At 48.3% G+C, this 26958-nt stretch carries 21 protein-coding genes; 18 read left to right on the top strand and 3 right to left on the bottom strand.

Going from position 1 to position 26958, the window contains the following annotated elements; genetic code table 11:
• Positions 1 to 16 precede the first annotated feature (16 nt).
• The 3 genes from J7I83_RS03990 to J7I83_RS03980 are packed head-to-tail and all read left to right on the top strand — an operon-like array spanning position 17 to position 4034.
• Complete coding sequence (locus J7I83_RS03990; RefSeq protein WP_215099394.1) at positions 17 to 490, top strand: MarR family winged helix-turn-helix transcriptional regulator; 474 nt, start codon at positions 17 to 19, stop codon at positions 488 to 490.
• Positions 487 to 2211 (top strand): ABC transporter ATP-binding protein, encoded by a 1725-nt coding sequence (locus tag J7I83_RS03985; protein ID WP_215099393.1) that lies wholly within the window; start codon positions 487 to 489, stop codon positions 2209 to 2211. Before J7I83_RS03990 ends, J7I83_RS03985 begins: the two co-directional genes overlap by 4 nt.
• Positions 2208 to 4034, top strand: a complete 1827-nt coding sequence (locus tag J7I83_RS03980; RefSeq protein ID WP_215099392.1) for an ABC transporter ATP-binding protein — start codon at positions 2208 to 2210, stop codon at positions 4032 to 4034. The genes J7I83_RS03985 and J7I83_RS03980 overlap by 4 nt, the downstream gene beginning before the upstream one ends.
• Positions 4035 to 4081: 47 nt before the next feature.
• Here the strand turns inward: J7I83_RS03980 and J7I83_RS03975 are convergent, their stop codons facing one another.
• The gene (locus J7I83_RS03975; RefSeq protein ID WP_215099391.1) at positions 4082 to 4906 is read right to left on the bottom strand and encodes a CPBP family intramembrane glutamic endopeptidase; all 825 of its coding nucleotides are present in this window, start codon (positions 4904 to 4906) and stop codon (positions 4082 to 4084) included.
• A gap of 209 nt (positions 4907 to 5115) precedes the next feature.
• Between J7I83_RS03975 and J7I83_RS03970 the strand changes: the two genes are divergently transcribed.
• Positions 5116 to 5289, top strand: coding sequence for a hypothetical protein (locus tag J7I83_RS03970; RefSeq protein WP_215099390.1), 174 nt, complete (start codon positions 5116 to 5118; stop codon positions 5287 to 5289).
• Positions 5290 to 5828: 539 nt separating this feature from the next.
• Positions 5829 to 7832 (top strand): penicillin-binding transpeptidase domain-containing protein, encoded by a 2004-nt coding sequence (locus tag J7I83_RS03965; protein WP_215099389.1) that lies wholly within the window; start codon positions 5829 to 5831, stop codon positions 7830 to 7832.
• Positions 7833 to 8027: 195 nt separating this feature from the next.
• Here the strand turns inward: J7I83_RS03965 and J7I83_RS03960 are convergent, their stop codons facing one another.
• Complete coding sequence (locus tag J7I83_RS03960; RefSeq protein WP_215099388.1) at positions 8028 to 8372, bottom strand: hypothetical protein; 345 nt, start codon at positions 8370 to 8372, stop codon at positions 8028 to 8030.
• 415 nt (positions 8373 to 8787) lie between these two features.
• Here J7I83_RS03960 and J7I83_RS03955 point away from each other — a divergent pair, with 415 nt between their 5' ends.
• From J7I83_RS03955 to J7I83_RS03940, 4 genes are all read left to right on the top strand, one after another.
• Positions 8788 to 9174, top strand: coding sequence for a MerR family transcriptional regulator (locus J7I83_RS03955; RefSeq protein WP_215099387.1), 387 nt, complete (start codon positions 8788 to 8790; stop codon positions 9172 to 9174).
• Positions 9175 to 9212: 38 nt separating this feature from the next.
• Positions 9213 to 10520, top strand: a complete 1308-nt coding sequence (locus tag J7I83_RS03950; RefSeq protein WP_215099386.1) for a hemolysin family protein — start codon at positions 9213 to 9215, stop codon at positions 10518 to 10520.
• A 106-nt stretch (positions 10521 to 10626) separates the two neighbouring features.
• The gene (locus J7I83_RS03945; RefSeq protein WP_215099385.1) at positions 10627 to 11682 is read left to right on the top strand and encodes a hemolysin family protein; all 1056 of its coding nucleotides are present in this window, start codon (positions 10627 to 10629) and stop codon (positions 11680 to 11682) included.
• Positions 11683 to 11790: 108 nt separating this feature from the next.
• Positions 11791 to 12279, top strand: a complete 489-nt coding sequence (locus tag J7I83_RS03940; RefSeq protein ID WP_215099384.1) for a DUF4306 domain-containing protein — start codon at positions 11791 to 11793, stop codon at positions 12277 to 12279.
• 143 nt (positions 12280 to 12422) lie between these two features.
• Here the strand turns inward: J7I83_RS03940 and J7I83_RS03935 are convergent, their stop codons facing one another.
• Positions 12423 to 12593 (bottom strand): hypothetical protein, encoded by a 171-nt coding sequence (locus tag J7I83_RS03935; RefSeq protein WP_215099383.1) that lies wholly within the window; start codon positions 12591 to 12593, stop codon positions 12423 to 12425.
• 388 nt (positions 12594 to 12981) lie between these two features.
• Between J7I83_RS03935 and J7I83_RS03930 the strand changes: the two genes are divergently transcribed.
• The 9 genes from J7I83_RS03930 (at position 12982) to J7I83_RS03890 (ending at position 26917) form a co-directional block, all read left to right on the top strand.
• Positions 12982 to 13383, top strand: a complete 402-nt coding sequence (locus J7I83_RS03930) for a hypothetical protein (protein WP_215099382.1) — start codon at positions 12982 to 12984, stop codon at positions 13381 to 13383.
• Positions 13384 to 13570: 187 nt separating this feature from the next.
• Positions 13571 to 15061, top strand: coding sequence for a flotillin family protein (locus tag J7I83_RS03925; RefSeq protein WP_215099381.1), 1491 nt, complete (start codon positions 13571 to 13573; stop codon positions 15059 to 15061).
• Positions 15062 to 15362: 301 nt separating this feature from the next.
• Positions 15363 to 16925, top strand: coding sequence for a response regulator transcription factor (locus J7I83_RS03920; protein WP_215099380.1), 1563 nt, complete (start codon positions 15363 to 15365; stop codon positions 16923 to 16925).
• Positions 16885 to 18693: a sensor histidine kinase gene (locus tag J7I83_RS03915; protein ID WP_215099379.1), complete on the top strand. Its 1809-nt coding sequence runs from the start codon at positions 16885 to 16887 to the stop codon at positions 18691 to 18693. Before J7I83_RS03920 ends, J7I83_RS03915 begins: the two co-directional genes overlap by 41 nt.
• 148 nt (positions 18694 to 18841) lie before the next feature.
• Entirely contained in the window at positions 18842 to 20140 is a 1299-nt protein-coding gene (locus J7I83_RS03910) for an ABC transporter substrate-binding protein (protein ID WP_215099378.1), read from the top strand.
• A 238-nt stretch (positions 20141 to 20378) separates the two neighbouring features.
• Positions 20379 to 21326: a carbohydrate ABC transporter permease gene (locus J7I83_RS03905; protein ID WP_215099377.1), complete on the top strand. Its 948-nt coding sequence runs from the start codon at positions 20379 to 20381 to the stop codon at positions 21324 to 21326.
• On the top strand, positions 21323 to 22150 hold the full coding sequence (locus J7I83_RS03900; protein ID WP_215099376.1) for a carbohydrate ABC transporter permease: 828 nt from the start codon (positions 21323 to 21325) through the stop codon (positions 22148 to 22150). Before J7I83_RS03905 ends, J7I83_RS03900 begins: the two co-directional genes overlap by 4 nt.
• A gap of 366 nt (positions 22151 to 22516) precedes the next feature.
• Positions 22517 to 24727 carry an alpha-galactosidase gene (locus J7I83_RS03895; RefSeq protein ID WP_215099375.1) on the top strand — a complete coding sequence of 737 codons (2211 nt, stop codon included), beginning with the start codon at positions 22517 to 22519 and terminating at the stop codon, positions 24725 to 24727.
• A gap of 156 nt (positions 24728 to 24883) precedes the next feature.
• Positions 24884 to 26917 (top strand): beta-galactosidase, encoded by a 2034-nt coding sequence (locus J7I83_RS03890; RefSeq protein ID WP_215099374.1) that lies wholly within the window; start codon positions 24884 to 24886, stop codon positions 26915 to 26917.
• Positions 26918 to 26958: the final 41 nt, after the last annotated feature.

The following is a 26958-nucleotide window of genomic DNA, read 5'->3' as shown; positions in this document are numbered from 1 at the left end:
AAGATGGTGTAATAAAATGAAGGAAAAGAAAGAAATGGAAGCGTATATGCAATTGATGCTGTCCTTTGCCAATGTGCAGAAAAACATGGTGCGTTTTATTCAAAAGTCAGCAGTGGAAAAAGGGCTATCGATTCCGCAATACTCGATTTTGATGACCATCATCAGCTGCAGTGAAATGACGCAAAAGAATATTGGGGAGAGGACCTTTCTGCCGAAAAGCACCTTGAGCCAAGCGGTGGATGGGCTGGTCAAAGAAGGCTATCTGGAACGTCAGCAAGTAGAGGACAACCGCCGTGAAACCCTGCTGGCGCTGAGCGAAAAAGGCCGGGCTTTGGTAGAAGAGCTCCATCTCCAGGAAGACGGGCTGCATCAGGTGTTCAAGGCAGCCAGTGAGCAGCTGACGGCCGAGCAGATGGACGAACTGCTCCAAGCGCACGAAAAAATCTCGGCATATTTAACAAGAGTGGAATTAGAGGTGGCTGTAAAATGATCAAAATCCTGAAAAACCTGAGCCCTTATAAATGGGTCGTGCTGACGGTAGTCGTCCTGGTTTTCGGCCAAACGATTGCGGAGCTGTTCCTGCCGACCTTGATGGCAGACATCATCGACAACGGCGTCATCAAAGGCGATATTCCGTATATCTGGAGAATCGGCGGATGGATGCTGGTGGTTTCTGCAATCGGCGCTATCGCAGCGGTCTTTGCCAGTTTTTATTCGGCCAAAGCGGCGATGGGGATGGGCCGCGACCTGCGGCAGAAAGTCTTCAAGCATGTCGGCCAATTTTCGCTGCAGGAATTCGATGAAGTGGGAACCGCATCACTGATTACACGCACCACGAACGACATCACTCAAGTGCAGCAAGTGGTCATCATGATGCTGCGCATGGTCATCAGCGCCCCGATCATGCTGGTCGGCGGAGTTATCATGGCGGTCTCGAAAGACGCCCAATTGTCACTGGTCATCATCGGCGCCATGCCGGTATTGGCCATATCGATCCTGTTGATTTTGAAATACGGGATGCCCTTGTTCCAGGAGGTTCAGCAGCGTCTGGACGGTTTGAACCTGGTCGTGCGGGAAAACTTGACGGGCATCCGCGTCATCCGCGCATTCAACCGAGAGACGGAGGAAAAAGCGCGTCTTCAAGGAGCCAATCGTGAACTGGCCGACGTCTCCATCAAAGTCAATAAAGTCATGGCTTTCCTGATGCCGGTCATGATGCTGGTCATGAACATGACCGTTGTCGCTGTCATTTGGTTCGGCGGCATCCGCATCAATAACGGCGCCATGCAGATCGGGGATTTGATGGCCTTTATCCAATACGTCATGATGATCATGTTCGCATTGGTCATGGCATCATTCATGTTCGTCATGGTTCCGCGTGCAGCGGTATCGGCCAGACGCATCAACGAAGTGCTGGAAATGAAACCGGCCTTCACGAACGATGGCACCGCCAAAGCTGACCGCAGACGCGGCACGCTGGAGTTTGAAGACGTTTCCTTCTATTATCCAGGAGCGGAAGAACCGGCGCTGTCAAACATCAGTTTTACCGCCAAACCGGGAGAAATCACGGCTTTGATCGGTGGGACGGGTTCCGGCAAGTCGACACTGGTCAACTTGGTGCCGCGCTTCTACGACGTCAAGAGCGGAACAATTCGCGTCAACGGCGTCGATATCCGGGAAGCTTCGCAGCAGGAAGTCCGGTCGAAAATCGGCTTTGTGCCGCAGAAATCGATTTTGTTCACCGGAACGATTGCAGACAATATCCGCTTTGGCAAACAAGATGCCAACCAGCAGGAAATGGACCATGCGGCATCTATTGCGCAGGCCACAGAGTTTATCAATCAAATCGAAGGCGGCTACGCAGCGGAAATCGAGCAGGGCGGCTCTAACTTATCAGGTGGGCAGAAGCAGCGCCTGTCGATCGCTCGGGCATTGATCCGTAAGCCGGACTTGTATATTTTCGACGACAGCTTTTCGGCGCTCGATTTTAAAACCGATGCCAAGCTGCGCAAAGCCTTGAAGAACGAAACAAAAAATGCCACCGTATTGCTGGTCGCACAGCGCGTCAGCACAGTGGTCGATGCGGACCGCATCATCGTGTTGGAAAAAGGCAAAGTGGTCGGGATGGGCACGCATAAAGAACTGCTCGAATCCAATGAGGTCTACCGCGAAATTGCCTTATCCCAGCTGTCAGAGGAGGAAATCGCATGAGCAGAATGGGACCTCCACATGGCGGAGCAAGTATGCCGGCGGAAAAAGCCAAGGATTTCAAAGGAACATTCCGCCGCCTTGTTTCTTATTTAAAACCGCGCCGCAAAAAACTGGCAGCCGTTTTCCTGGTCGCAATTCTTAGTACCGTATTCGCCATCGTCGGACCAAAGATCATGGGGATGGCGATCACCGAATTGTTCGAAGGCGCATATGGCCAATTGCAAGGCGTTCCGGGCGGCGGCGTCGATTTTGGTGTCATCGGCCAGATTCTCGCAATTCTTGCCGGACTATATCTGTTCAGCAGTTTATTCAGCTATATCCAGCAGTACATGATGTCGACGGTAGCGCAGGACACGGTCTATGATCTGCGCCAGGACGTCAACAAAAAACTGGGAAAACTGCCACTGATGTATTTTGATGGCCGGCCAAACGGTGAAACTTTGAGCCGCATGACCAACGATATCGATACCATCGGCAGCACGCTGCAGCAAAGCTTGACGCAATTCATCACCTCGATTGTCACCATCGTCGGAATTCTCGTTATGATGCTGACGATCAGTCCCTTGCTGACCTTGATCGCGGTCGTCTCTTTGCCGCTGTCTCTGTTCGTCATCGGACCGATTTTGAAAAGATCCCAGAAATACTTCAGCAGCCAGCAGAAAAACCTTGGACGCCTGAACGGCCATGTGGAAGAAATGTACACGGGCCACCAGGTCGTCAAAGCGTTCGGACACGAAGCAAAATCCAACGAACAATTCGATGCCGTCAATGAAGAACTGTACGATGCGGGGCGCAAAGCCCAGTTTATCTCGGGGATCATTATGCCGATGATGACCTTGATCGGCAACTTGAGCTATGTGCTGATCAGCGTTGTCGGCGGGATCCTGGTGACGCAGCGTGCCATCTCCATTGGTGATATTCAGGCGTTCATCACATATTCCAAGCAATTTACGCAGCCGATCACTCAAACGGCGAACATCGCCAACATCATCCAGTCAACGGTTGCCGCCGCTGAGCGGGTCTTTGAATTGCTGGATGAGCAGGAGGAAGTCGAGGAAGTGACAACTTCTGTCCTGGCACGTGCGAAAGGCGCCGTTGCTTTTGAAGACGTCGACTTTGGCTATGGCAAAGATTTGCTGATCGAGAATATGAATATCGACGTCCGCCCAGGACAGACGGTCGCAATCGTCGGGCCAACCGGTGCCGGCAAAACAACTTTGATCAATCTATTGATGCGCTTTTACGAATTGAATGGCGGGCGCATCACGATTGACGGTCTTGATTCCCGGGAAATGTCGCGGCATAAGCTGCGCCAAAACTTCGGCATGGTGCTGCAGGATACATGGCTGTTCAACGGCACAATCCGTGACAATATCGCCTATGGAAAAAACGGTGCCACTGAAGAAGAAATTCTTGCTGCGGCTGAAGCGGCCCGCGCCGATCATTTTATCCGCACCTTGCCGGATGGCTATGATACAGTGCTGAATCAGGAAGTATCGAATATTTCACAAGGGCAAAAGCAATTGCTGACCATTGCCCGTGCGATTCTCGCCGATCCCCCAATTATGATTTTGGATGAAGCAACGTCGAGTGTCGACACACGGACCGAAATCTTGATCCAGCAGGCCATGAACCGGCTCATGGAAGGACGCACAAGCTTTGTCATCGCGCATCGCCTGTCGACCATTAAAGACGCCGACCTGATCCTCGTCATGGACCAAGGGAAAGTCATCGAACAAGGCACGCACCAACAGCTTCTCGACAAAGACGGCTTCTACGCTGATCTTTACCACAGCCAGTTTTCAGAGAAAGTGGCTGTCTAAAACGCAAAAAGGTCCTCCGCGCAGTTTGTGCGCGGAGGACCTTTTTTCTATTTATGTATGGTTTCAGCTTCTGGTCTTTTGCGGGTATCCAGGCCGCGCGCGAGCCAGAAAATGGCGCCAATCAACAGCACCGCGCTGATGCTTAGGACAATCGCATTCGGCGCCGCTTTCGAGTAGACATCCGCCAGATCGAAAATGGCGATCGATTCCGGCCAGGTCGGTGCCAGGAACATGGCAACCGCTGCCAAGGAGTTATTGATGATGTGCAATAGGATCGGCACCAGCAAATTGTTGGTTTGCAAATACAGCAGAGACGCGACAACGCCAAACAAGAACGCGCCGATGACATCAAGGTGCAGCACACCGAACAGCAGGCTGGAAATCAAAATCCCGCCCCATACCGAGGTCTTGCCGATCAGGCGCTTCAGCAGTACGCCGCGGAACATAAACTCCTCGACGACCGGTGCCAAAATCGCGATGGTGAAAACGGTGAAGATGACGTACCAGGGGGTATCCGGTATCGGAAACTCCTCCAGCATGAAATCGACCAGCCACGGCGCAACCGGCGCCAGCATAAACAGCTGGAACCAGAACATGCTGAGCGAAAAGGCGATCGACATCACCACCAAGGCGAATAAAGCCGGCAGCCATTTGTGGATGCCGCCAAAAGACAACACGTTCCAAACGGAAGCATTGTGCTTACGGAAATAATAGCCAAAATAAATTCCAGGCACCGCAACGTAGAGCACCACTTGGCTGATCACATCAAAAGCCATGTCACTGACATCCAGGACGATCAAGGCAATCAATGTGGCAATCATCCCCAGGACAGAATACAAGATCAAATAACGCGCCTTCATTTGTTCAAACATGGAGCACCGCCTTATTTTTGCTTTAGAAGAGCATCAGTTCAAATTATGTATATAAAGTATACGCCATTTTTCGAACCAGGTTTTATTTTTATTCCAACCTGAAGAGTCGTCCATATGGTCTATTTTTAGACATTACGGCAAAAACACGGTATGCTTAAAGGAGTTTACCTGACCGTTTTGGCGGCGGGAAGAACGGAAGGATGATTCAGATGGCATTTCTAGACAAACTGAACCAATTAAAAGACAAGTCGATCGAAAAAGGCAAAACGCACTGGGAAGAAAACAAAGACGACTACAAAGAAAAAGCAACGACCTATAAGGATAAAGCGATGGTCATGAAAGACGACGTTGCCAATAAAATCAAAGAAAAAACCAAAAAATAATCCATGAGTTAGTTAGGTGAACGTCGCCTGGCTATTTTTTTTTGCAGAAAATTTTGGGGGTTCTACAAGCATCTTTTGTGTTTCTACATGAAACTTATCGTTTTCTACATGAAGGTTTCACCACTCAACCGGAAATGTGCGAGGCTAGCTGAGAGTTTGGGGTTTCTACAAGCATCATTTGCGTTTCTAGATGAAACTAATCGTTCTCTACCTGAAGCTTTCACCAGTCAACCGGAAATGTGCGAGGCTAGCTGAGAGTTTGGGGTTTCTACAAGCAGCTATCGCGTTTCTACCTGAAACTTATCGTTTTCTACATGAAGGTTTCACCGCTCAACCGGAAATGTGCGGGGCTAGCTGAGAGTTTGGGGTTTCTACAAACAGCTATCACATTTCTACCTGAAACTTATCGTTCTCTACCTGAAGCTTTCCACTCCCCCCACCCTTATTCTACGCGATTTAACTAATGCAGAAAATTCAGTCTTTATATTCTTTGCCAATAAAGCGATAATAGGAGAAAGGAAAAGAGCGGAGGTCATTTGATGGGAAAAAGAATATTACCAGCAATCTTCTTTTTGTTGATTCTCGTATTGGCAGCGTGCCAGGCGGAAGACGCGGAGCCGGCACCCGAGCAGCCGATGGAAGAAACAGCCGAGGCCGTCGAGTCGCCGGAAGAACGGGTTGCGGAATTTATTGAGCTGTGGAAGAGCGGCGACTTTTCAGGATTGCATACCAATTATTTGAACCAGGGCACACAATCCGTTTACGGGGAGGCGAGTTTTGTCACCTGGCAGCAGGAGCTCCACGAGCAGCTGGGAATCGACAATCTGGAGGTCACCTATACGGAACCTGCAGAAGACGCGGAATGGAGTCAAGAACAGCCGGCGGATTTTCCGATTCAAGTGGCGTTTGATACCATCATCGGTCCGGTGGAATTTGAAAAGACGTTGACGCTGCTGTATGAATCGCACGGAGAAGTGGAAGACTGGTTTGTTGAATGGGATCCGTCTTTTATTGTGCCGAATCTGGAGGCGGGCGATCAGGTGTCGACTGATGTAACTCAAGGGCCGCGCGGGGAAATCGTCGATCGCAACGGCAGCGCGATTGCTTCCAACAGCACCGGTTACGAAGTCCGTGTCATTCCGGAAAACTTCGACCTTTCCAAAAAGCAGCAGCTGGCAGAGTTGCTGGGCATGAGTGAGCAGGCTGTTGACGACAAACTCAATCAGTCATGGGTAGAGCCGCATTACCTCGTGCCGATTGCGCAGATCAAGGCAGACCAAGCCACGCTGGACGAGCTGTTCACGATCCGCGGCACGACGCATGAAGAAGTGGCAATGCGCAATTATCCGTATGGACGAGCGCTGTCACATATCAGCGGTTATATGGGTCCGATTACTGCAGAGCAGCTGGACGCGTGGAGCGGCCAGGGCTATTCGACGGAAACAATGGTCGGCCGGCAGGGATTGGAAGAAATTTTGCAGGAGCGGCTCCGCGGGAAAGCAGGCGGGCGCATCATTCTGAAAAAGCAGCAGGAAAATGCCATCATCACATCCGTGGACAATGAACCCCTGCCAGGTGAAACGGTGGCGCTGACCATTGATGCTGAACTGCAGCAGTCCCTGTACGGCGCAATGGGCGAACAGGCGGGAACCAGTGCCGCCATCGATCCGGATACCGGTGAAACCTTGGCACTGGTCAGCTCGCCTGGCTTTGATCCCAATGAATTTATACCGAACATCACCAACAGCCGCTTCCAGGAGCTCACCAACGATCCGCTGCAGCCGTTCTTCAACCGCTTTGCAGCCATTTATGCACCGGGCACGGTGATGCAGCCGGTCACTGCGGCCATCGGATTGGAAAGCGGGACGCTCAATCCGGCTGAAGCCTTGGACATCACCGGCAAGTCGTGGCAGCGCTACCGCTCCTGGGGCGATTACCGAATCACCCGGCCACGCGATGACGTGTCAAATCCGATTGATTTGGACAAAGCGCTAATTTATTCCGACTCGATTTACTTTGCCCAACAGGCGCTCAATATGCCGAACGACGATTTCCGGATTGGCCTGGAAAACTTTGGTTTTGGCGAAGAAATCGCTTTTCCAATCGAACTGACGCCATCGCGCATTTCGCAGGACGGCACGTTCGGCTCCGAAGGCCAGCTTGCCGGCACGGCTTCCGGCCAGGGGCAGATGCAGGTCAATATCCTGCACATGGCGTCCCTGTACAGCCCCATTTTGACTAATGGCAAGCTTTACAAGCCGACGCTGCTTCTCGACGACGAAGATCAGCAAGTATGGAATGAAAACCTGATCGACGCCGAGAACGCTGAGTTGCTGAAAATCAGCTTAAGCAATGCTGGCAAAGAGCTGGGCACAGAACTCGCCGGCACGAGCGGAACCTCTCGTGAAAGAGGCGAGCAAAACGGCTGGTTTGTCGGCTACAGCCTAATGAATCCGGATTTGATTGTTGCGATGATGGTTGAAGGGGAGGAACAGGTGGAAGGGATGGTCGAGCAGGCCCTCTCGGCGCGGGAGGAGGAGTGAGCCAGGCAGATGTTGCCTGGCTCTTTTTTGTGGAGGATCGGGTGGTGTTGGTTTTGGCGTTTACCCGGGTGTTCGGTGTTTCAACCCGGGTGTTCACGATTTCAACCCGGATTCCACCTTTTCCCCGAAGATCTTCTTGTTCTAAACAAACCTATCAATCGCCCCACAAAAAAAGCAAGCACCCTCAAAGAGTGCTTACGTTTCAAACTGATCATTCTCAGGCGGGCCCAATTTGTCGTTCAGGATCTCCAGGATATCGTCGAAATACTTGCCTTCGTACCACATTTCCTTATACGAAGCCGACCGGATGACCACGCGTGGCTCGACTTTTGTCACATCGATTTGTACCGCTTGGCTGGAACCTGTCTCTTCGATTTCTTTCTTTTTCTCAAGGATAAAAGTCTCCATGTCATCCGCTTCGTAATGCCTGAATCTTTCTATTACATCATCAAACAGCGGTATTGTATCCTCCGGGCTTTCGAACAGCCAGGAATATCCCTTGTTGTTATTGGCTAAGCGCAAAGTCAGCTGATATTCCAAAAACGCCATCTCCTTTTCCAATCTATTTGCCGAACGCGAAAATCCATTTTACGGATAAGCCCTGTGGCTGTGGACAAGATGCCAGCAAGAAATTGCTGTAATAGGGATATAGCCGTTTGGCCGGCAGTCAGTCCGGGAAACTGAAGAATCCCGGTTGATAGACGTTCATTAATATAGAAGGAAAAGAAACGTGCGCAACGGAAAATTGACGGAATGATGTCGCTTTTTCAACAAGGAATTATTTCCAGTAAAAGCAGCACGTTTTACTGTATACTTTTTGTCAGATTGTGCTATTATTTCTTATTACAAAGAGAAGTTGCATACAGCAGTGGATCCAATCGGATTTCAGCAGCCAGTATGGTTTTGGTAGTTGAAAAGAATAAAAAAGGGAGGCGTCTGCATTGGGAAGGACTTAATGAAGATTGGTGAAATTGCAAAAATGAGCGGGGTATCAACGAGAACCATCGATTATTACACGGTATCCGGATTGCTGCACAGTGAACGTTCTGATTCAAACTACCGGCTTTATCCAGCTTCTGCCCTGCAGACGCTCGAACGCATTCAGCTGCTGAAAAAACAGCGGCTGTCGATTCTGGAAATCAAAAAAATCCTCGAGGCGCCTGAAAATACGGAAACGGAGCAGCTGGTAGAGGAAGTTTACGAAGAATTCGAATGCCTGCAACGAAAAATCACAAGCCTGGAAGAGCAATTGAAAGATGCGCCCAGCACGGTGAAGACGCATGTCAGCAAAGCGCTTGAGCACCAATTGGCAGCAATTACCGCCTTGATCGCTTTGTTGTAACCAACTTTGGAGGTGAATCCCTTTTTTAGGGAAGACACGTGGATATAGTTACCTTATTGAATTTAGTGTTATTAGTAGTATTGATTGCCTTGACGGCGTTTTTCGTCGGCTCGGAGTTTGCGGTCGTTAAAATCCGCATGTCACGGCTCGACCAATTGATTGCAGAAGGCAATAAAAAGGCAGTCACTGCAAAAAAAGTGGCAGTCGACCTGGATTATTACTTGTCTGCCTGCCAGCTCGGTATTACTGTAACAGCGCTTGGGCTCGGAGCACTCGGGAAACCGACAGTCGAGCGTTTGATGTATCCGATTTTTGAATTTTTCGCAGTTTCAGATGCTGTAGCATCGACTGCTTCCTACGCCATTGCGTTCCTGCTGGTGACCTACCTTCACGTTGTTGTCGGCGAAATGGCACCTAAGACATTGGCCATTCAGTTTGCGGAAAAGATGTCCTTGCTCTTGGCACCACCGCTCTACTGGTTCGGTAAAGTCATGAAGCCATTTATCTGGTCGTTGAACGGAGCTGCCCGCGTTCTGCTGAAAATTTTCGGCGTTCAGCCGGCTGGGCACGAATCGGCCTATTCGGAAGAAGAACTGAAAATCGTCATGGCGCAGAGCTTTGAAGGCGGAGCCATCAATGAAACTGAACTTTCTTATATGGAAAATGTTTTTTCATTCGATGAGAGCGTGGCCAAAGACATCATGGTGCCGCGTACTGAACTGGTCACACTGGACAAAGATATGCCGCTGGAAGAGATCATCGAGATTCTGGATGAAAACAACTATACGCGTTATCCCGTGACAGAAAATGGCGACAAAGACCGTGTTCTCGGCTTTGTCAGTGCGAAAAAAATGCTTCCGCATATTGTTGCTGGACGCGAATGGCAGCTCGAGGGCTTTGTCATGGAACTGCCGACCATTTTTGAACAAACTGGCCTGCAGGATGCTTTATTGCGCATGCAAAATGCCCGCGTCCATATTGCCCTTGTGGCGGACGAATACGGCGGAACTGCCGGTATGATCACAATGGAAGATATTTTAGAAGAAATCGTTGGCGAAATCCGCGATGAGTTTGATGCCGACGAAGTTGCCGACATCAGCAAAGTCGCTGACAATCAATACTTGGTCAATGGCCGCGTGCTGCTGAAGGATCTCGAGGATCGCTTTGGCTTAACATTTGATGAAAGCGAAGACATCGATACCATCGGCGGTTGGATCCATTACAAGAGTCCGGGAGAAGTAGCGACCGGAGCAACCTTCACGGAAGATAATATTTTGTGGACGGTCGTAGAGATGGACAACCAGCAAATCAAGCAAGTGATGTTCCATAAACATTCGAAAAAATGAAAGAGTGCAGTGGGTAAGTTGAGTTAATTCATTTAGTGGAGACGATTCTCCGCAGTTCAACTTATAAATTTAATGGAGGTGAATCCCTCGTTTTGAGGGAGACGAATTGGATGGACAAATAGTGATCAACTTAATACTCGTGGCGTTGCTGATTATCGGTACCGCATTTTTCGTCGGTGCTGAATTCGCCATCTTGAAGGTAAGGATGTCGAGAATCGACCAACTGATTTCAGAAGGCAACAAGAAAGCTGTACGTGCCAAAGAAGTGGCCAATAATCTTGATTATTACCTGTCCGCCTGCCAATTGGGTATTACTGTCACCGCCCTGGCCCTTGGTGCATTAGGGGAACCGACAGTCGAACGCATGCTGCACCCGCTGTTTGAAACCTTTGAAGTTTCGCCTGCGGTGTCGACGTTCCTGTCCTACGCAATCGCACTTAGTGTCGTGACGTTCCTGCACGTGGTCATCGGGGAATTGGCGCCAAAAACATTGGCGATTCAATATGCCGAGAAAATGACACTCCTGCTCGCACCGCCGCTTTACTGGTTCGGTAAAATCATGAATCCGTTCATCTGGGTGATGAATGGTTCGGCACGCCAGCTCCTGCGTTTATTCAAAGTAAAGCCAGCCGGCCACGAAGTAGCCCACTCCGAGGAAGAATTAAAGCTGATTATGGCGAAAAGCTTCCAAAGCGGTGAAATCAACCAAACCGAGTTGACCTACTTGAAAAATATTTTCGCGTTTGACGACCGCATTGTCCGGAACATCATGATTCCAAAAGCGGAAATCGTCTCAGTCGACAGCCGCCTGACCCGTTCAGAACTTTTTAAGGTATTGGACAAACACGAATATACCCGTTTCCCAGTAGCCCAACATGGCGATAAAAGCCAGCTGATCGGATTTATCAACACGAAAGAACTGTTGACGAGCATGGCGGCAGGCCGCACACAAAATCCGGAATCGTTCATCCATGAGATGCCACGCTTTCCGGAAACCACACCCATCCAGACCGTATTGACTAAAATGCAGCAAAGCCGCACGCATATGGCAATCATCACCACGAAAGACGGTGTCATGTCAGGGCTTGTGACGATGGAAGACATTTTGGAAGAAATCGTCGGCGAAATCAGCGACGACTCGTTTGAAGCAGAACCGACCTGAATGGAATAAAGAAGAAGAAAAGCCTCTGGGTTTTTCTTCTTTTTTTGCTTTATATGGAAAATTATTGATATAGTAGAGGCAAAAGAATCTTTGTAAAGGAGCACTTGTATGCATAGTGGAACAGACAAAAAATCCAAGCAAGCCATCCTGTTTTTCGGCGCCTTGATCTTTTTCGCAATCGCAACCTTCTTCAGCTTGTACGAAGGCAGCCAGCTCGACGATGTGTCCTGGGAGTGGCCTTATTCCGCGGTCTTTACCAATTGGCTGAACGGGAGGGTCACTTCGGCGGATGATATCCTGACCATCGACTACCTGGTCTACGCGGCAAAATTCGAGCCATTGTTTCCCATCATCATGTTCATTTCCGGCATGATCCTGTTTCTGCAGCTGTCTTTCTGGGCGTTCAACGGGAGAAAGACTGCATTGAGCGTTTTTCTGCTGGTTTTCGCGATTGCGCTGCTGGTCCTCAGCGGGGCGTTGATGGCTTCGCCGACCGACGGACTCGAGCTGTTTTCCAGAATCTTTCTCGGAACCGGCGTCCTTCTTATGATAGGATGCATCTTTTGGTTAATAAAAACGGGGAAACTTCGAGGGTAAGTGGGCGTTGCTTGCGGAATGGATGGTTTTATTTGCAAGAGAACGTTCTGGGCGCAAAGCAGTGTCGCGAGAATGAAAGAAAAAACACGCTTCAGGCAGTCAATGCCTGAAGCGTGTTTTTTGTATTCTACTATGTAAAGTTGTCACATGCTTTTCCCGCGCAGCTCCAATTGTTTTTGCTCTAAAGCCAGCTTGTCGCGCTGCAAGTGGATTTCAGCCAGTTTGATCTGCGATTTCCGGTAGATGTCAAAGCCGACCAGAAGAAGGAAGCCGCTGCCGATGATGGCCAGCAGCAGGTATAAACCGATTTCCATAGTCATCCCTCCTTTTTAAGTAATTCAAGCATATATTTCGACCAAGAAACTTGAGGCTTAGCCGTATCAAACTATCCGTGAAATGCCTGCTGCAAATGGTTTTGATCTTTTTTTTGCTACATAAAAATCAATACTGAGTCGAGTTCGCCGTATTGTTATAAACTGCTGGAGTGGCATTGGCGTCATTTTCACCCCCTCCTCATACTTGTAATACGGCAGAGGCAGGCAAACGTTTCAAAAAAATTTATCCGATCCTGCCTGGAAATCAAATCAAGTGAAATGAAAACATCCATTTCACTTTGCTGCATAACTTGGAACTTATTACCTTATGGAACGTATTGTTAGAAAAGAAGTTGTATCGAGATCCAGCATTAAAAGGAGGGCTTTCATGGATAACTTCATATGGCTGTTCATCATAGTCGGAACTATTGTCATCATCGTCATGGCCAATCCGCATTTCAGCTGGTGGGGAAAGAGTCTGGTCATCATTTATTATGGAGCTCTAACTTTTCTCTTTATCGGCAGGACCAATCACATCAATGAAAAATACAGCGGCATCGTTCCGGTTCCAGACGCCTATTGGGATGAAAATTCGCAATGGGCATTGACCGCATCGAATCTGATGCTGCTGCCGTTCATCGGTATTTTGATTTATATCTACGCCAATTGGTTTTTGAATGCCCCCACGATAACGGCGAGGATTTTGATCGCTGTGAGCCTTTTGCCGGCGGCGTTGCTGGTTTTTTTCTTTTATTTCATTTTTAATTTCGGCTATGGCTACCGGCCGTAAGAGGCCCCGTTTTTCGTTTTTTTGTAAAAAGATTCCCTTTTTTTGAAACATTTAGATAAGACTTCCGTATTATTAGTATAAGCCTCCATCACGTGTGTGACGAAAAAACTGGAAGATAAGGCTTGATGGCAAGTTCCTGCCTCGCAGGAATCAAGGCAATCATCATATCAGAAGGAGTGGAAGCAACATGGAATCATTAGGCGTCATTACAGTCATTATTGCATTGCTGATCATCGCCGCAATCGCGGGTGTCGGTTATTTTTTCTGGATGAAGATCCGTTACCGCACCGCAAAATCCAACGAAGCGTTGATCATCACCGGACCGAAACTGGGGGATCCGGCAAAAGATACGAACATCTTCACCGACGACGAAGGGCGTTCGATGAAAATCATCCGGGGCGGCGGTTATCTGTTGAGACGCTTTCAAACCTCGACACCTGTCAGCCTAACTTCGTTTCAGCTCAAGTTGGCAACGCCGCGTGTTTATACAAATGCCGGGGTACCGATTGTTGCGGACGCTGTAGCGATGGTCAAAGTGGCGGATACGCTGAACGGCATCGCCAATTACGCTGAACAGTTTCTTGGCAAAGAACAAGAAGAAATCGAAACGGAAATCATCGAGGTGCTGGGCAGTAATTTGCGTGCCATCTTGTCGAAAATGACGGTCGAAGACATCAACAGCGACCGCGAAAAATTCAACACGGATGTTCAGGAAGTCGCCCAGAAACAGCTCGATTTGATGGGCTTTAAAATTACGTCACTCGGCTTGACTGACTTGCGTGACGCTGATGAAAACAATGGCTATCTGGAAAACCTCGGTCGGCCGCGGATCGCGGAAGTCCGTAAGCTGGCTGAAATTGCGGAAGCGAACACCGAGCGCGAAACACGTATTCACCGCGCGCAAACTGACCAGGAAGCGAAAGAAGAAGAATACCTGCGCCAAATCTCGACAGCGGAATCAAAAAAACAAAAAGACTTGAAAGACGCTGCCTTCAAAGAAGAAACCGAGCGTGCGCGTGCCAAGTCTGAACAGTCATACGAACTGGAAAAAGCCAAGCTGGCGATGGAAATTCAGGAAGAAGAACTAAGCATGCAATTCGCAGCGCGGGAACGCTCTGTTAAGCTGGAAGAAGAAGAAAGCAAAGTGCGTAAAACCAAAGCGGATGCGACCTATTACGAAACAACGCGTTCTGCAGAAGCAGACGCCCGCCGTGCCGTAATCGACGGGGAAGCGAAAGCCAAGATCAAACGCGACGAAGGGGCTGCAGAAGCCGAAGTCATCCGCGAACGAGGAAAAGCGGAAGCCGAATCCCGCAAGCTATTGGCAGAAGCGATGGAAGAGCACGGCGATGTCATCATCACCGAGAAACTGATTGAGATGCTGCCGATTTTCGCAGAGAAAGTCGCTTTGCCACTGAGCAATATCGAATCTGTGAAAATCATTGATTCCGGCAACGGCCAGGGCATTCCGTCCTTCGGCAAGAGTGTCACCAAAACGATGGTCGACATGCAGGAGCCGCTCAAAGAAATGACCGGAATCGACGTTGGGGAATTGCTGAAATCCTATGTCAACCGCTCTGCCTCGCAGCAGGCGCCGGCAGCGACATTGCCAGGCCTCCAGAAAGAGGAAGAGTCACCAACTGAAGAAAGCACCATCGACACGAAAAAAGACCGCTAAAGCGGAATAAAACCCGTCAATCCCAAGCTGCTCCAAGCACAGGATTGGCGGGTTTTTCTCTTGCCCGCAACCCCTCCAACCTACCACAGTAAGGTAAAAAAATGAGAACGCTAAAATTTCAATCTTCCGTTTAATCGACATGCTTCCATAAAAAGGTGGTAATATATCTGTAGATTGGCAAGAAAGAGATTTTAGACAATTGCCAAGTTAATGGAATGAGACAACTAATTTTATTCAAGGGATAGCCGCGCCAAAGGGGAATAGTTTTTTCTTGTGAGTTGCATTTTAAGGGGGTAAGTTCATGGGAGAAGCGTGCAAAGTTCTGATTGTCGACGATGAAATGTTGATTAGGCAAGGAATCATTAATTATATTGACTGGGAACAAGAGGGATTTCAAATTGTCGGGGAAGCTTGGAACGGCAAAGAAGCGATGCAGCTGATCGGGGAGTTTGCTCCGCATATTGTCATCACCGACATTGTCATGCCAATCATGGACGGCATCGATTTGGTCAGGGCAGCGAAGAAAGCCTTTCCGGATATTGAAATCATTGTACTCAGTAGTTTTGAAAACTTCGATTATGTGCGGTCGACATTCCAAAATGGGGTCGCCGATTATATACTAAAGCCCAAGTTGAACGGTCCTGAATTATTGCGGATCTTGAACAAGGTCGTCAGTCGGATTCCTGATTTGCAGCATTCCGCATCGGCCATAAAGCCGGAACGCTCGATTGAAAAAGTGCTGGAGAGCATGATTCTGGGCTACGACTTTTCCGTGGATAAGGACATTTTATCCGCTGTCCTGCCCAACAGCCGCTTTGCTTTGGTCGGCGTACACGGAACAAATCTGGATCCAACTCAACTAAAAACGGCGCTGAAACGGTCTATTCTTGAAGAATTTCCGGTTTTCGCCTTGAATTCCAGCGATACTGAAACCATGCTTTTGCTCAACTTCAACCCGCATCAGCTAGAAGCCATTAAACAAACCATAGAACACCAGGCGGCCGAAACTCCGGATACTACATGGATGTTGTGCGAGCCGTTCGATGCAATCGATAGCATGAAAAAGGTTTACGATGAAGGGTGCTTGAAGATGAAGAAGTATAGGTTTTATTTGCCGGACGCGAGTTTGTTTAGTTACGACAAGCTGCCGGAGGAAAATGAAAAACAAGCCAACTTCGATTTGAATCATTTTATCGAGATGTTCAAAGACCGCCTGTTCAAAACGGCTTTTACCTACCTGGAAAACCACGTGGATTATTTGGCAGGGCGATACAACAACGACAGCTTTGAATTCAAATCGTTTTTAGGCAATATCGTTTTCAACATTATTGTGCTATTGGAGGCCATGAAATACGACATCCAAGAGCTCGAACAAAAAAAATACAGCTATTTCTCGAATATCAATGAAGCCGTCCATGTCACCGAAGTGCTTGATCAATTCCACGGATTCCTGGAAAGAGTAGAGTCGATCATTCTCTCGGGTGACAAAGCAAGTGACCCGTCCAACAACCTCGATAAGATCCTGGCTTACATTGAGCAGCATTATACAGAGCCGCTGCGGCTTTCTGAAATCGCCAATCATTTCCACTTTAATGCGTCCTACCTGTCTTCTTATTTCAGCACGCACCACAAAGAAGGGTTCAGCGAGTACTTGAACCGTGTGCGGATCAAGAAATCGATGGAATTGTTGGAGAACAGTACGGTATCCATCTCGAACATCAGTGGAATGGTCGGCTATTCGGAGCACAGCTATTTTTGCAAAGTGTTTAAACGCATAACCGGGATGTCTCCAGGCAGTTACCGAAAGGAGCTCCAAGCCCGCCATGAAAATGAAGAAAAAGGCTTTTCTAGTCTTAAGAAATAACAGCCTGTTTATCAAAATGTTCCTGATCATGGTCATCAGCATCGTGGCTGTATCCTTGTTGATCACGTTCAGCTCGATCCGGATGTCTTCCAACTTGTTTATGGACACCTTCAGCATTTCAAACACGGAAGCCCTGGAACAAATCGAAAACCAATTTGAAGACTATAGCTTTGCCATCGTTGGTGCGACAAATGAAGTCCAAAACAACGGCACCATCAAAAAGGTGTTGACCCAAGAGGACCAGAATGCCGTTGAAACGTCGAAATCCTATCACGATATGAGCCGGCAGATCGAACGCATCTATCCGACCGTAGAGTCGTATGAAGCCAATATGATTGTGCTCGGGAACAACGAGCGGCTGTACAATGTGAATTATTCAAATTGGCCCGTTTCCTGGGAAGTGCTGCGAAACCATCCGATTACCCAGTACACGATCAATCGGCCCAACACGCTGCTTTACCAATTTTTGCCGTCCACTTCGTTTAATGACGAACCGATAATTGTGGCAACAAAAGCGCTCATGGAAAGGTCGACCGGTGAAATTTACGGCGTGCTGTATTTCCCGATCCGGGAAGCGCAGCTGAAAGAGTTTTACCAAGGCTACACGAGCATGGAAAACGAAGTGCTCCTGGTCGATGCAACAGGCAAGATCATTTCCAGCAACAATGAAGAAATGATCGGCGAAGAAGCGCCCGATGTCCTGGCGTTGGCAAAAAGAGTGGACGATGAACAATTGGAATTCAAAGATGTCACGGTCTTTGGTACAGACTATATGCTGATGTCGCAATACCTCCCGACTTATAATATGTATTTGGTAAATCTGGTCGACAAAGGCGCGGTCCTGAATAATTTGATCAACACGAAAGAAATTCTGCTGATCAGCCTGGGCATCGTCCTGCTTGCTGTCATCGTTGTGTTTATCATTTCCCGCCGCATGACCAATTCGATCAGCCGGCTGGTCAAGCAAATCTCGACAATGGCCAAACATGATTTCAATGTGCCGGTGGCGGAAACCGGCGGCTACGAAGCAAAGAAAATCGCCAACGCCTTCAACTCGATGCTCAGCGAACTGCAGGAATACGTTGACCTTGTCGTCCTGGCCCAGCAAAAGCAGCGCAGCGCGGAATTGATGGCGCTGCAGCATCAAATCAATCCGCATTTTATCTACAACACCTTGGCTTCCGTGAAATTCATGATCCAGCAGGGCAAAAAAGAAAAAGCGACGGATATGATCCATGCCTTGATTTCGTTATTGCAAAATGCCCTCAGCAATGTTGACCAAACCATCACCGTGGAACAGGAAATAACGGATTTGAAAAACTACGTCCTGATCAACCAATCGCGCTATGGCGACGGAATCAAAGTGAATTTCTTCATTTCGCCGGATTGCCTGGATTGCCAGTTGCCGAAGCTGATTCTTCAGCCGTTTATCGAAAACGCCTTTTTCCACGCCTTCAACGAGAAAAAAGAAGGCTTTGTCCAAATTCTGGTGTCCCAAAAAGGCGACAACCTGATGTGTGAGATTGTCGATAATGGCGATGGCATGGAGATCAAAGGCGACCATACAAAAGAAGATATTAAAGAGAAACGCCACTTGTTCAGCGGGATCGGCATCCGCAACGTCCACGAACGCATTCAATTGCTGCATGGTGAACAATACGGTGTAGAAATTACCAGCAAAAAGGGAGAAGGCACCAAAATAAGAGTGGAATTGCCTCTCCAAAAGACGGATGCTCCAGTGGAATCCAATAAAATTACAAGCACCTAATAATAGTCCAACTAAATAAGAGAGATATTTGAAATATCTAAAAATTTTCGGATAAAACACCCAAAGATTGTGCTAACAATCTTTTTTTTTTGGTCGTTATACTGTATGTAAGGCGTAAAGTTAAGCGCTTACAAAAGGGGGATTTTTGATGAAGAAATTTTATCTTATGCTAGTGCTGTTGATCGGCATGGCTGTGTTGGCCGCTTGTTCTTCTGGGGATGAAGAAGCAAGCGAAGGCAGCGGTTCAGAAGGTTCATCAGATGTGGACAGCATTACGATTTGGGCATGGGATCCAGCATTCAACATTGCAGCTCTTGAAAAAGCAAAAGAAGCTTACGATGGAGATGGCGAGTATGAAGTAGACGTCATTGAAAATGCGCAAGACGATATTATTCAAAAACTAAACACAGGGCTCAGCTCTGGTACAACTAACGGAATGCCAAACATTGTCCTGATCGAGGATTACCGTGCACAAAGCTTCTTGCAAGCTTATCCGGATGCATTCCATCCATTGACGGATGTCATCAATTCAGACGACTTTGCAGAATATAAAATTGCAACTACGAGCTTCGAAGACGAGCAATACGGATTGCCATTCGATTCTGGCGTAGCTGCATTGTATGTGCGCACAGACTATCTTGAAGAAGCAGGATACACAGTAGAAGACGTAACGAATATCACGTGGGATGAATACATTGAAATTGGTAAAGATGTAAAAGAAGCAACAGGCAAAAACATGCTGACATTGGATCCGAACGATTTGGCGCCAGTCCGCATGATGATTCAGACAAACGGTTCATGGTATGTGGATGAAGACGGTTCAACACCAAACCTTGCAGACAACGAATCACTTGAAAAAGCATTTGAAACATACAAAAAAATGATGGATGCGGACATCGCGAAAATCGTTTCTGACTGGAGCCAGTTTGTTGGTGCATTCAACAGCGGCGATGTTGCCAGTGTTCCAACAGGAAACTGGATTACGCCAAGCGTCAAGCAAGCAGCCGATCAATCCGGCAACTGGGCAGTGGTGCCAATGCCGAGATTGGATATGGAAGGCGCAGTAAACGCTTCTAACTTGGGCGGCAGCTCATGGTACGTCTTGAACGTAGATGGCAAAGAACAAGCGGCAGATTTCATGTTGAACACATTCGGTTCAAATCCTGATTTGTACCAAACACTTGTAAAAGAAATCGGTGCTCTTGGAACTTATTCACCAGCAGCTGAAGGAGATGCGTATGCAGTTGAAGATGAATTCTTTGGCGGCCAGCAGCTTATCACAGATCTTTCTGCATGGACAGACGAAATTCCAGCCGTCAACTATGGCCTTCACACGTATGCAATTGAAGACATTTTGGTCACTGGAATGCAAGATTATTTGAACGGCGCAGAGCTTACGACAGTACTTGAAAATGTCCAAGGACAAGCTGAAGCACAACTCAAATAATGGATTGGAAATAAAGAGAAACTTCAATCGGTGGGGGCTTTATCCCCCACTGATTGTTAGTCCATCCAATCGGACTTTTACGGCTTGTTGGATCTCCCGCTTTTAGAAGTGGGAGTCTTACAAACCGTTAAAGCGGGATGAATAAAGCCTTGAGTTGTCGCCGACTAACTGGTAGAAGTGCTTTATCACTTACCAGTCCGGCGCAGCTCAAGGTTTTTTTATAGGAGGAATGAGAAGCATGAGCCAGCACTCAACAAAAAAAGGCGAACTGGATTTTCCAGTGCGCTTGCGCGATAAAGAAACCAAACGCCAAAAAACCGGTGTCTATTTCAAGAGGAAAGTGGGTTGGCTGTTTGTCATTGTCTCAATCATCGCCATCACCATCTTTAACTTTTACCCGATGGTTCAAGCTTTCCTGTTGTCTTTTCAATCAGGAATGGGCGCGAATTTGGAATATGTGGGCTTCGATAACTGGCGGCGATTGTTCGGTGACCCGACGTTTATCGCAGCGCTAACCAATACATCAATTTATCTGCTGATCCAAGTTCCATTGATGATTGTATTGGCGTTATTCTTTTCCGTCTTGTTAAATGACCCCAAATTGAAATTCAGAGGCTTTTTCAGAATCGCGATTTTCTTGCCTTGTGTCACGTCACTCGTTGCCTACTCGGTCGTCTTTAAATACTTGTTCGGCATCGATGGCATCGTCAACCTGTTTTTGCTCAACTTTGGTTTTATCTCGGAAACGATCAACTTTTTAGCCGATCCCGTATGGGCGAAGGTGGTCATCATCCTCGCGATTACGTGGAGATGGACGGGCTATAACATGATTTTCTATTTGGCGGCTTTGCAAAACGTCGACAAGTCGATTTACGAAGCAGCAAGAATCGATGGAGCAAACTCCATCCAGCAGTTTTTCCAAATTACCGTTCCAATGCTGAAACCGATTATTTTGTTCACATCGATTACGTCAACGATCGGCACCTTGCAGATCTTTGATGAAATCGTCAACATCACCAACGGCGGACCCGGAAATGCGACAATTTCGATTTCGCAATACATTTACAATCTGTCCTTCGAATACACGCCTGACTTTGGTTATGCGTCAACCGTATCCTACGTTATTGTGATTTTAGTGATAATTCTTTCGATTATTCAATTCAGAGTGGCGGGTGAGAAAAAATGAAAACCTTTAAAAGAATCTTCATTTATACGTTTCTAAGTCTCGCAGCCATCGTCTCTATTTTTCCGTTCTTATGGATGCTCGTCAGCATCACCAATAAATCGGTGGATGTGACGCGAGGGCGCTTGCTGCCTGGAACCCATTTGATTGAAAACATGAAAACCTTGTTTGCAACAGTGGATATTGTTCCGGCTTTGATCAACTCAACCATTATTGCGGTCATCACTACCATTTTGACGCTCTTGCTGGCATCGCTTGCCGGTTATGGTTTTGAGATTCACCGCAGCCGAGGAAAAGACATCGTCTTCACCGTCTTGTTGTTGTCGATGATGATTCCGTTTGCGGCGATTATGGTTCCCTTGTACCGCATGTTCGGCAGCATCAGCGACACGGCGCCGTTAATCGGGATTGACTCGCTGGGCGCTGTTATTTTACCGACAGCGACCACGGCGTTCTTCATCTTTTTCTTCCGGCAGAACACGAAAATGTTTCCAAAAGATTTGGTGGAGGCGGGAAGAATTGACGGCTTGAGTGAAATCGGCGTCTTTTTCCGGATTTACATGCCGACGATGAAAACGACGTATGCAGCAGCGGCAATCATCTCGTTTATGAACAGCTGGAACAATTACTTATGGCCGTTGGTCATCTTGCAGTCACCGGAAAAAAGAACGATTCCGTTGCTGATTTCCAATCTGGGTTCGAGCTATTCACCGGATTATGGCGTCATCATGTCAGCCATCGTTATCGCCACCTTGCCGACAGCGCTAGTGTTCTTCCTCATGCAGAAACACTTTGTTGCAGGCATGATGGGGTCGGTTAAGGGTTAAATGATAGGCAGTTTTTAGGGGGGATTTCCCTTGGTAGCTTGGTGTTGTTCTTATATGCCGCTTTGGCCGCTTTGGGCATGGCTCACGCAAGAAGCCAGGAAAACCGCCTGTCTTCTTGCTTCGCCTAGCCCGTGGACGCGCCGGCGCTAAGAGATTTAACTAACTAACTATGACATTATATTTCTTCGTTAAATTACTAGTTGATATGGAGCAAAACAGTGGAGACTCCCGCGGGATAGCGAAGTGTCGAAATCCACTTGAGCGTTAGCTCAAGTTAGTTCGGCGCAAGCCCGCAGGAAAGCGTAACTGTTTTGCGGAATATCGTCAATGAACAATCACTAGTTCAACTTATATAGGAGGTAAATTGTGCCGATTTTATATAACGACTCTACGCGTGAGTTTCATCTGCAAACCGAGAAAGCGAGTTATCTATTCAGCATTTTGGAAAACGGCCAGCTGGGCCAGCTTTATTACGGGAAAAAGCTGCGCCATCGGGAGTCGTTCGAGCGGTTGTTCCATGTGGAGGCGACGCCCAACACGGCGTGCGTCAATGAAGGTGATCTTGTTTTTTCGCTCGATTTGATCAAACAGGAATATCCAGCATATGGGACGACGGATTTCCGGGAGCCAGCGTACCAGGTGCTGCAGGAAGACGGCAGCCGCATTACGGATTTTGTCTATAAAGATCACCAGATTTTTGGAGGCAAAAAAAAGCTGGATGGCTTGCCTGCTACTTATGTAGAAAACGAAGATGAGGCAACCACTTTGGAGATTTCTTTATACGATCAAGCAATCGATGTGGAAGTGCGGCTTTCTTATACGGTGTTTGAAAAGTTAAATGCGATTACCCGTTCTGCCCAGTTTATCAATCACGGACAGGCAGATGTGAATTTGACGCGAGCGTTGAGTGCCAGCATCGATTTGCCGGATTCTGATTTTGAGATGGTGCAGCTGTCGGGTTCGTGGGCAAGAGAGCGGCATATCAAAAACCGTAAACTGGTTCCTGGCATCCAAAGCATTGCCAGCACTAGAGGAACGAGCAGTGCCCAGCACAATCCGTTTTTGGCGCTGAAACGTCCAGCGACGACGGAACACCAAGGTGAAGTGTACGGAGTGAGTTTGGTCTACAGCGGCAATTTCCTGGCGCAGGTTGAAGTGGATCATTACGACGTGACGCGCTTGATGATTGGCATCAACCCGTTTGATTTTAATTGGCTGTTGGAAAGCGGCGAAATGTTCCAGACGCCGGAAGTGGTCATGGTCTATTCGGCAGACGGCTTGAACAGCATGAGCCAGACTTTTCACCGGCTGTACCGGACCCGACTTGCGCGCGGACAATGGCGCGACCGCGAACGTCCGGTATTGATCAACAACTGGGAAGCGACCTATTTTGATTTTGATGAAAAGAAAATCTTTGAGCTCGCCAAATCATCCAAAAGATTGGGTGTAGAGCTATTTGTCCTGGACGATGGCTGGTTCGGCAAGCGCGATGATGACACCACCTCCCTGGGGGATTGGTTTGAGGACGAGCGCAAATTGCCGACTGGCATCACCCAATTGGCCAAAGACATCACCGGTTTGGGAATGGACTTCGGCTTATGGTTTGAACCGGAAATGGTCTCGAAAGCAAGCGAATTGTACAAAACCCATCCGGATTGGGTGATCCATGTTCCCAATCGCCAAATGTCGCATGGCCGCAACCAATTCGTTTTGGATTTCTCCAGACAGGAAGTGGTGGATTTTATTCATGGGTTAGTGGCAAACGTCTTGCGGGACGCACCGATTTCGTATGTGAAATGGGACATGAACCGCTATATGACGGAAATCGGATCCCTGGAGTTGCCGGCAAATCGGCAGCGCGAAGTGGCGCACCGGTACATTTTGGGCGTTTACTCTTTGTATGAACGGCTGACGACCGAATTTCCGCATGTCTTGTTCGAGTCTTGTGCAGGAGGTGGCAGCCGGTTTGATCCGGGTTTGCTGCATTACGCGCCGCAAGGGTGGACGAGCGACGATACCGATGCGGTGGAACGCTTGAAAATCCAATACGGCACATCGCTGGTTTACCCGATCAGTTCGATGGGCGCACATGTCTCGGCAGTGCCGAACCACCAAGTCGGGCGGATCACCAGCCTCGAGACACGCGCAAACGTCGCCTACTTTGGCGCTTTTGGCTATGAGCTGGATGTGGCGATGATGACAGATACGGAAAAAGAAAGTGTCAAACGACAAATCGCTTTTTACAAAGAAAACCGTCTGCTGATTCAACAAGGCCAATTTTACCGAATCGAAAACCCATTTGCGGAAGATGGCAACGTGACAAGCTGGACCGTCGTGTCAGATGACCAAAACGAGGCGATACTCGGTTATTACCAAGTGTTGTCGCGGCCAAATCCGGGACTCACGCGTGTGTTCTTTAAAGGGCTGAATCCAGAATTCGAATACGCGATTGATGGTATAGATGCCACGTTTTACGGAGACGAATTGATGGGTGCAGGTCTGCAGCAGAATCGTTACCGCACGAACGAACATCCGGCTGATTTTTCTTCTGTAGTTTATAAAGTAAAGCGAGTGTAGATGCTGGTTCTAACACCGCGCTAGGCACGCTATTAAAAAAGAAAAACATCAGAATTGTCGTGTTGGAACTGGAAAACACCACAACCGACCAAATCCAATTGCTGGATCAGCCAAAGCTGAGCTGACCGAGGTTACTATAGAAGGGAATGGAATAGGATGATTAACGATAAATTGCCGAAGATTTGGCACGGTGGGGACTATAACCCGGAACAATGGGATTCAAAAGAAATTTGGGACGAAGATGTCCGGATGTTCAAATTGGCTGGAATTGATGTGGCCACATTAAACGTCTTTTCATGGGCGTTAAATCAGCCAAATGAAGACATGTACAATTTTGACTGGCTGGATGAAAAAATCAACCGCCTGTACGAAAACGGCATTTACACATGCCTCGCAACAAGCACAGCCGCACATCCAGCATGGATGGCGAAAAAATACCCGGATGTGTTGCGCGTCGATTTTTACGGCAGAAAACGCAAGTTCGGCAGCCGCCACAACTCGTGCCCGAACAGCCCGACTTACCGCAAATACTCCGAAAGAATCGCCGAGACATTGGCAGAACGCTACAAAGACCACCCGGCTGTCTTGATTTGGCACGTGTCCAACGAATATGGCGGATATTGTTATTGCGACAACTGCCAGGACGCTTTCCGCAACTGGCTGAGCGACAAATACGGAACGCTTGAAAAACTCAACAAAGCGTGGAACACCGGCTTCTGGGGACATACGTTCTACGAATGGGACGAAATCGTGGCACCGAACATGCTGAGCGAAGAACGCGAAGACAATGTTTCGGATTTCCAGGGCATTTCACTCGATTACCGCCGCTTCCAGTCGGATAGTCTGTTGGATTGCTACAAATTGGAATACAACGCCATCCGCAAACACGTGCCAACCAATATCCCAATCACTACCAACTTGATGGGTACATACCCGATGCTGGACTATTTTAAATGGGCAAAAGAAATGGACGTTGTGTCGTGGGACAATTATCCGGCCATCGATACGCCGTTCAGCTACACCGCGATGACGCACGATTTGATGCGCGGCTTAAAAGGCGGGCAGCCGTTCATGCTGATGGAGCAAACGCCGAGCCAGCAAAACTGGCAGCCGTATAACTCGTTGAAGCGTCCGGGTGTTATGCGCTTGTGGAGCTACCAGGCAATCGGCCGCGGGGCAGATACGATTCTGTACTTCCAGCTGCGCCGCTCTGTCGGTGCCTGCGAGAAATACCACGGAGCGGTCATTGAACACGTCGGCCATGAACACACGCGCGTGTTCAATGAGGTCGCCCAATTAGGGAAAGAATTAAATGGTTTATCGGATACTTTGCTTGATGCACGGGTCAACGCCAAAGTGGCCATCGTCTTTGACTGGGAAAACCGCTGGGCGACCGAGCTGTCAAGCGGACCTTCCGTGTCGCTCGACTATGTCAGTGAAGTGCATAAATACTATGATGCGCTTTACAAACTAAATGTCCAAGTCGACATGATCGGCGTCGAAGAAGACTTGAACAAATACGACGTCGTCATTGCGCCAGTTCTTTACATGGTCAAAGAAGGCTATGCAGCAAGAGTCGAGCGGTTCGTTGAAAACGGCGGCACCTTCTTGACGACGTTCTTCAGCGGCATTGTCAACGAAACCGACATCGTCACACTCGGCGGCTATCCAGGCGAACTGCGCAAGGTTCTTGGCATTTGGGCAGAAGAAATTGATGCACTGCACCCGGATGAAACCAATCAAATCGTCGTAAAAGGATCCCGCGGAAGTTTAAGCGGCAAGTATTCATGCAATTTGTTGTTTGACCTGATCCACACGGAAGGCGCAGAAGCCATCGCTGAATACGGCTCCGACTTTTATAAAGGCATGCCGGTCTTGACCGTCAACAAATTTGGAAAAGGAAAAGCGTGGTACGTGGCTTCAAGCCCGGACGCGGACTTCCTGGTCGACTTCCTGCAGACAGTGTGCGAAGAAGCGGGCGTCGAGCCGTTGCTTGACGTACCGGCAGGCGTCGAAACAACCGAGCGCGTGAAAGACGGCCAAACCTACTTGTTCGTATTGAACCACAACAACGAAGAAGTCACAATCGAGCTGCAGGACAGCGAGTATAAAGAAGTGCTGACGGATGAACAAGTGAGCGGAAACCTGGTCTTGAAAGAAAAAGGCGTGTTGATTTTGGCGGAAGTGTAAAATAAACAATAGAATAGATAAAGAGCCCATGTGGACGGCAC

The organism is Planococcus sp. ISL-110 (assembly GCF_018613575.1).
Taxonomy (GTDB): Bacteria; Bacillota; Bacilli; order Bacillales_A; family Planococcaceae; genus Planococcus.
Note: the sequence above shows the minus strand (reverse complement) of the source record. Positions and strands in the feature narration are given on the sequence as shown.

What these genes read in the sequence shown, in the direction of transcription:
- J7I83_RS03940 (WP_215099384.1), top strand. Translation starts at nt 11,791, where the DNA reads ATGCATAGTGGAACAGACAAAAAATCCAAGCAAGCCATCCTGTTTTTC.
- J7I83_RS03955 (WP_215099387.1), top strand. Translation starts at nt 8,788, where the DNA reads ATGAAGATTGGTGAAATTGCAAAAATGAGCGGGGTATCAACGAGAACC.
- J7I83_RS03905 (WP_215099377.1), top strand. Translation starts at nt 20,379, where the DNA reads ATGAGCCAGCACTCAACAAAAAAAGGCGAACTGGATTTTCCAGTGCGC.
- J7I83_RS03915 (WP_215099379.1), top strand. Translation starts at nt 16,885, where the DNA reads ATGAAAATGAAGAAAAAGGCTTTTCTAGTCTTAAGAAATAACAGCCTG.
- J7I83_RS03980 (WP_215099392.1), top strand. Translation starts at nt 2,208, where the DNA reads ATGAGCAGAATGGGACCTCCACATGGCGGAGCAAGTATGCCGGCGGAA.
- J7I83_RS03985 (WP_215099393.1), top strand. Translation starts at nt 487, where the DNA reads ATGATCAAAATCCTGAAAAACCTGAGCCCTTATAAATGGGTCGTGCTG.
- J7I83_RS03920 (WP_215099380.1), top strand. Translation starts at nt 15,363, where the DNA reads ATGGGAGAAGCGTGCAAAGTTCTGATTGTCGACGATGAAATGTTGATT.
- J7I83_RS03900 (WP_215099376.1), top strand. Translation starts at nt 21,323, where the DNA reads ATGAAAACCTTTAAAAGAATCTTCATTTATACGTTTCTAAGTCTCGCA.
- J7I83_RS03975 (WP_215099391.1), bottom strand. Translation starts at nt 4,906, where the DNA reads ATGTTTGAACAAATGAAGGCGCGTTATTTGATCTTGTATTCTGTCCTG.
- J7I83_RS03910 (WP_215099378.1), top strand. Translation starts at nt 18,842, where the DNA reads ATGAAGAAATTTTATCTTATGCTAGTGCTGTTGATCGGCATGGCTGTG.
- J7I83_RS03990 (WP_215099394.1), top strand. Translation starts at nt 17, where the DNA reads ATGAAGGAAAAGAAAGAAATGGAAGCGTATATGCAATTGATGCTGTCC.
- J7I83_RS03930 (WP_215099382.1), top strand. Translation starts at nt 12,982, where the DNA reads ATGGATAACTTCATATGGCTGTTCATCATAGTCGGAACTATTGTCATC.
- J7I83_RS03890 (WP_215099374.1), top strand. Translation starts at nt 24,884, where the DNA reads ATGATTAACGATAAATTGCCGAAGATTTGGCACGGTGGGGACTATAAC.
- J7I83_RS03965 (WP_215099389.1), top strand. Translation starts at nt 5,829, where the DNA reads ATGGGAAAAAGAATATTACCAGCAATCTTCTTTTTGTTGATTCTCGTA.
- J7I83_RS03935 (WP_215099383.1), bottom strand. Translation starts at nt 12,593, where the DNA reads ATGGAAATCGGTTTATACCTGCTGCTGGCCATCATCGGCAGCGGCTTC.
- J7I83_RS03970 (WP_215099390.1), top strand. Translation starts at nt 5,116, where the DNA reads ATGGCATTTCTAGACAAACTGAACCAATTAAAAGACAAGTCGATCGAA.
- J7I83_RS03925 (WP_215099381.1), top strand. Translation starts at nt 13,571, where the DNA reads ATGGAATCATTAGGCGTCATTACAGTCATTATTGCATTGCTGATCATC.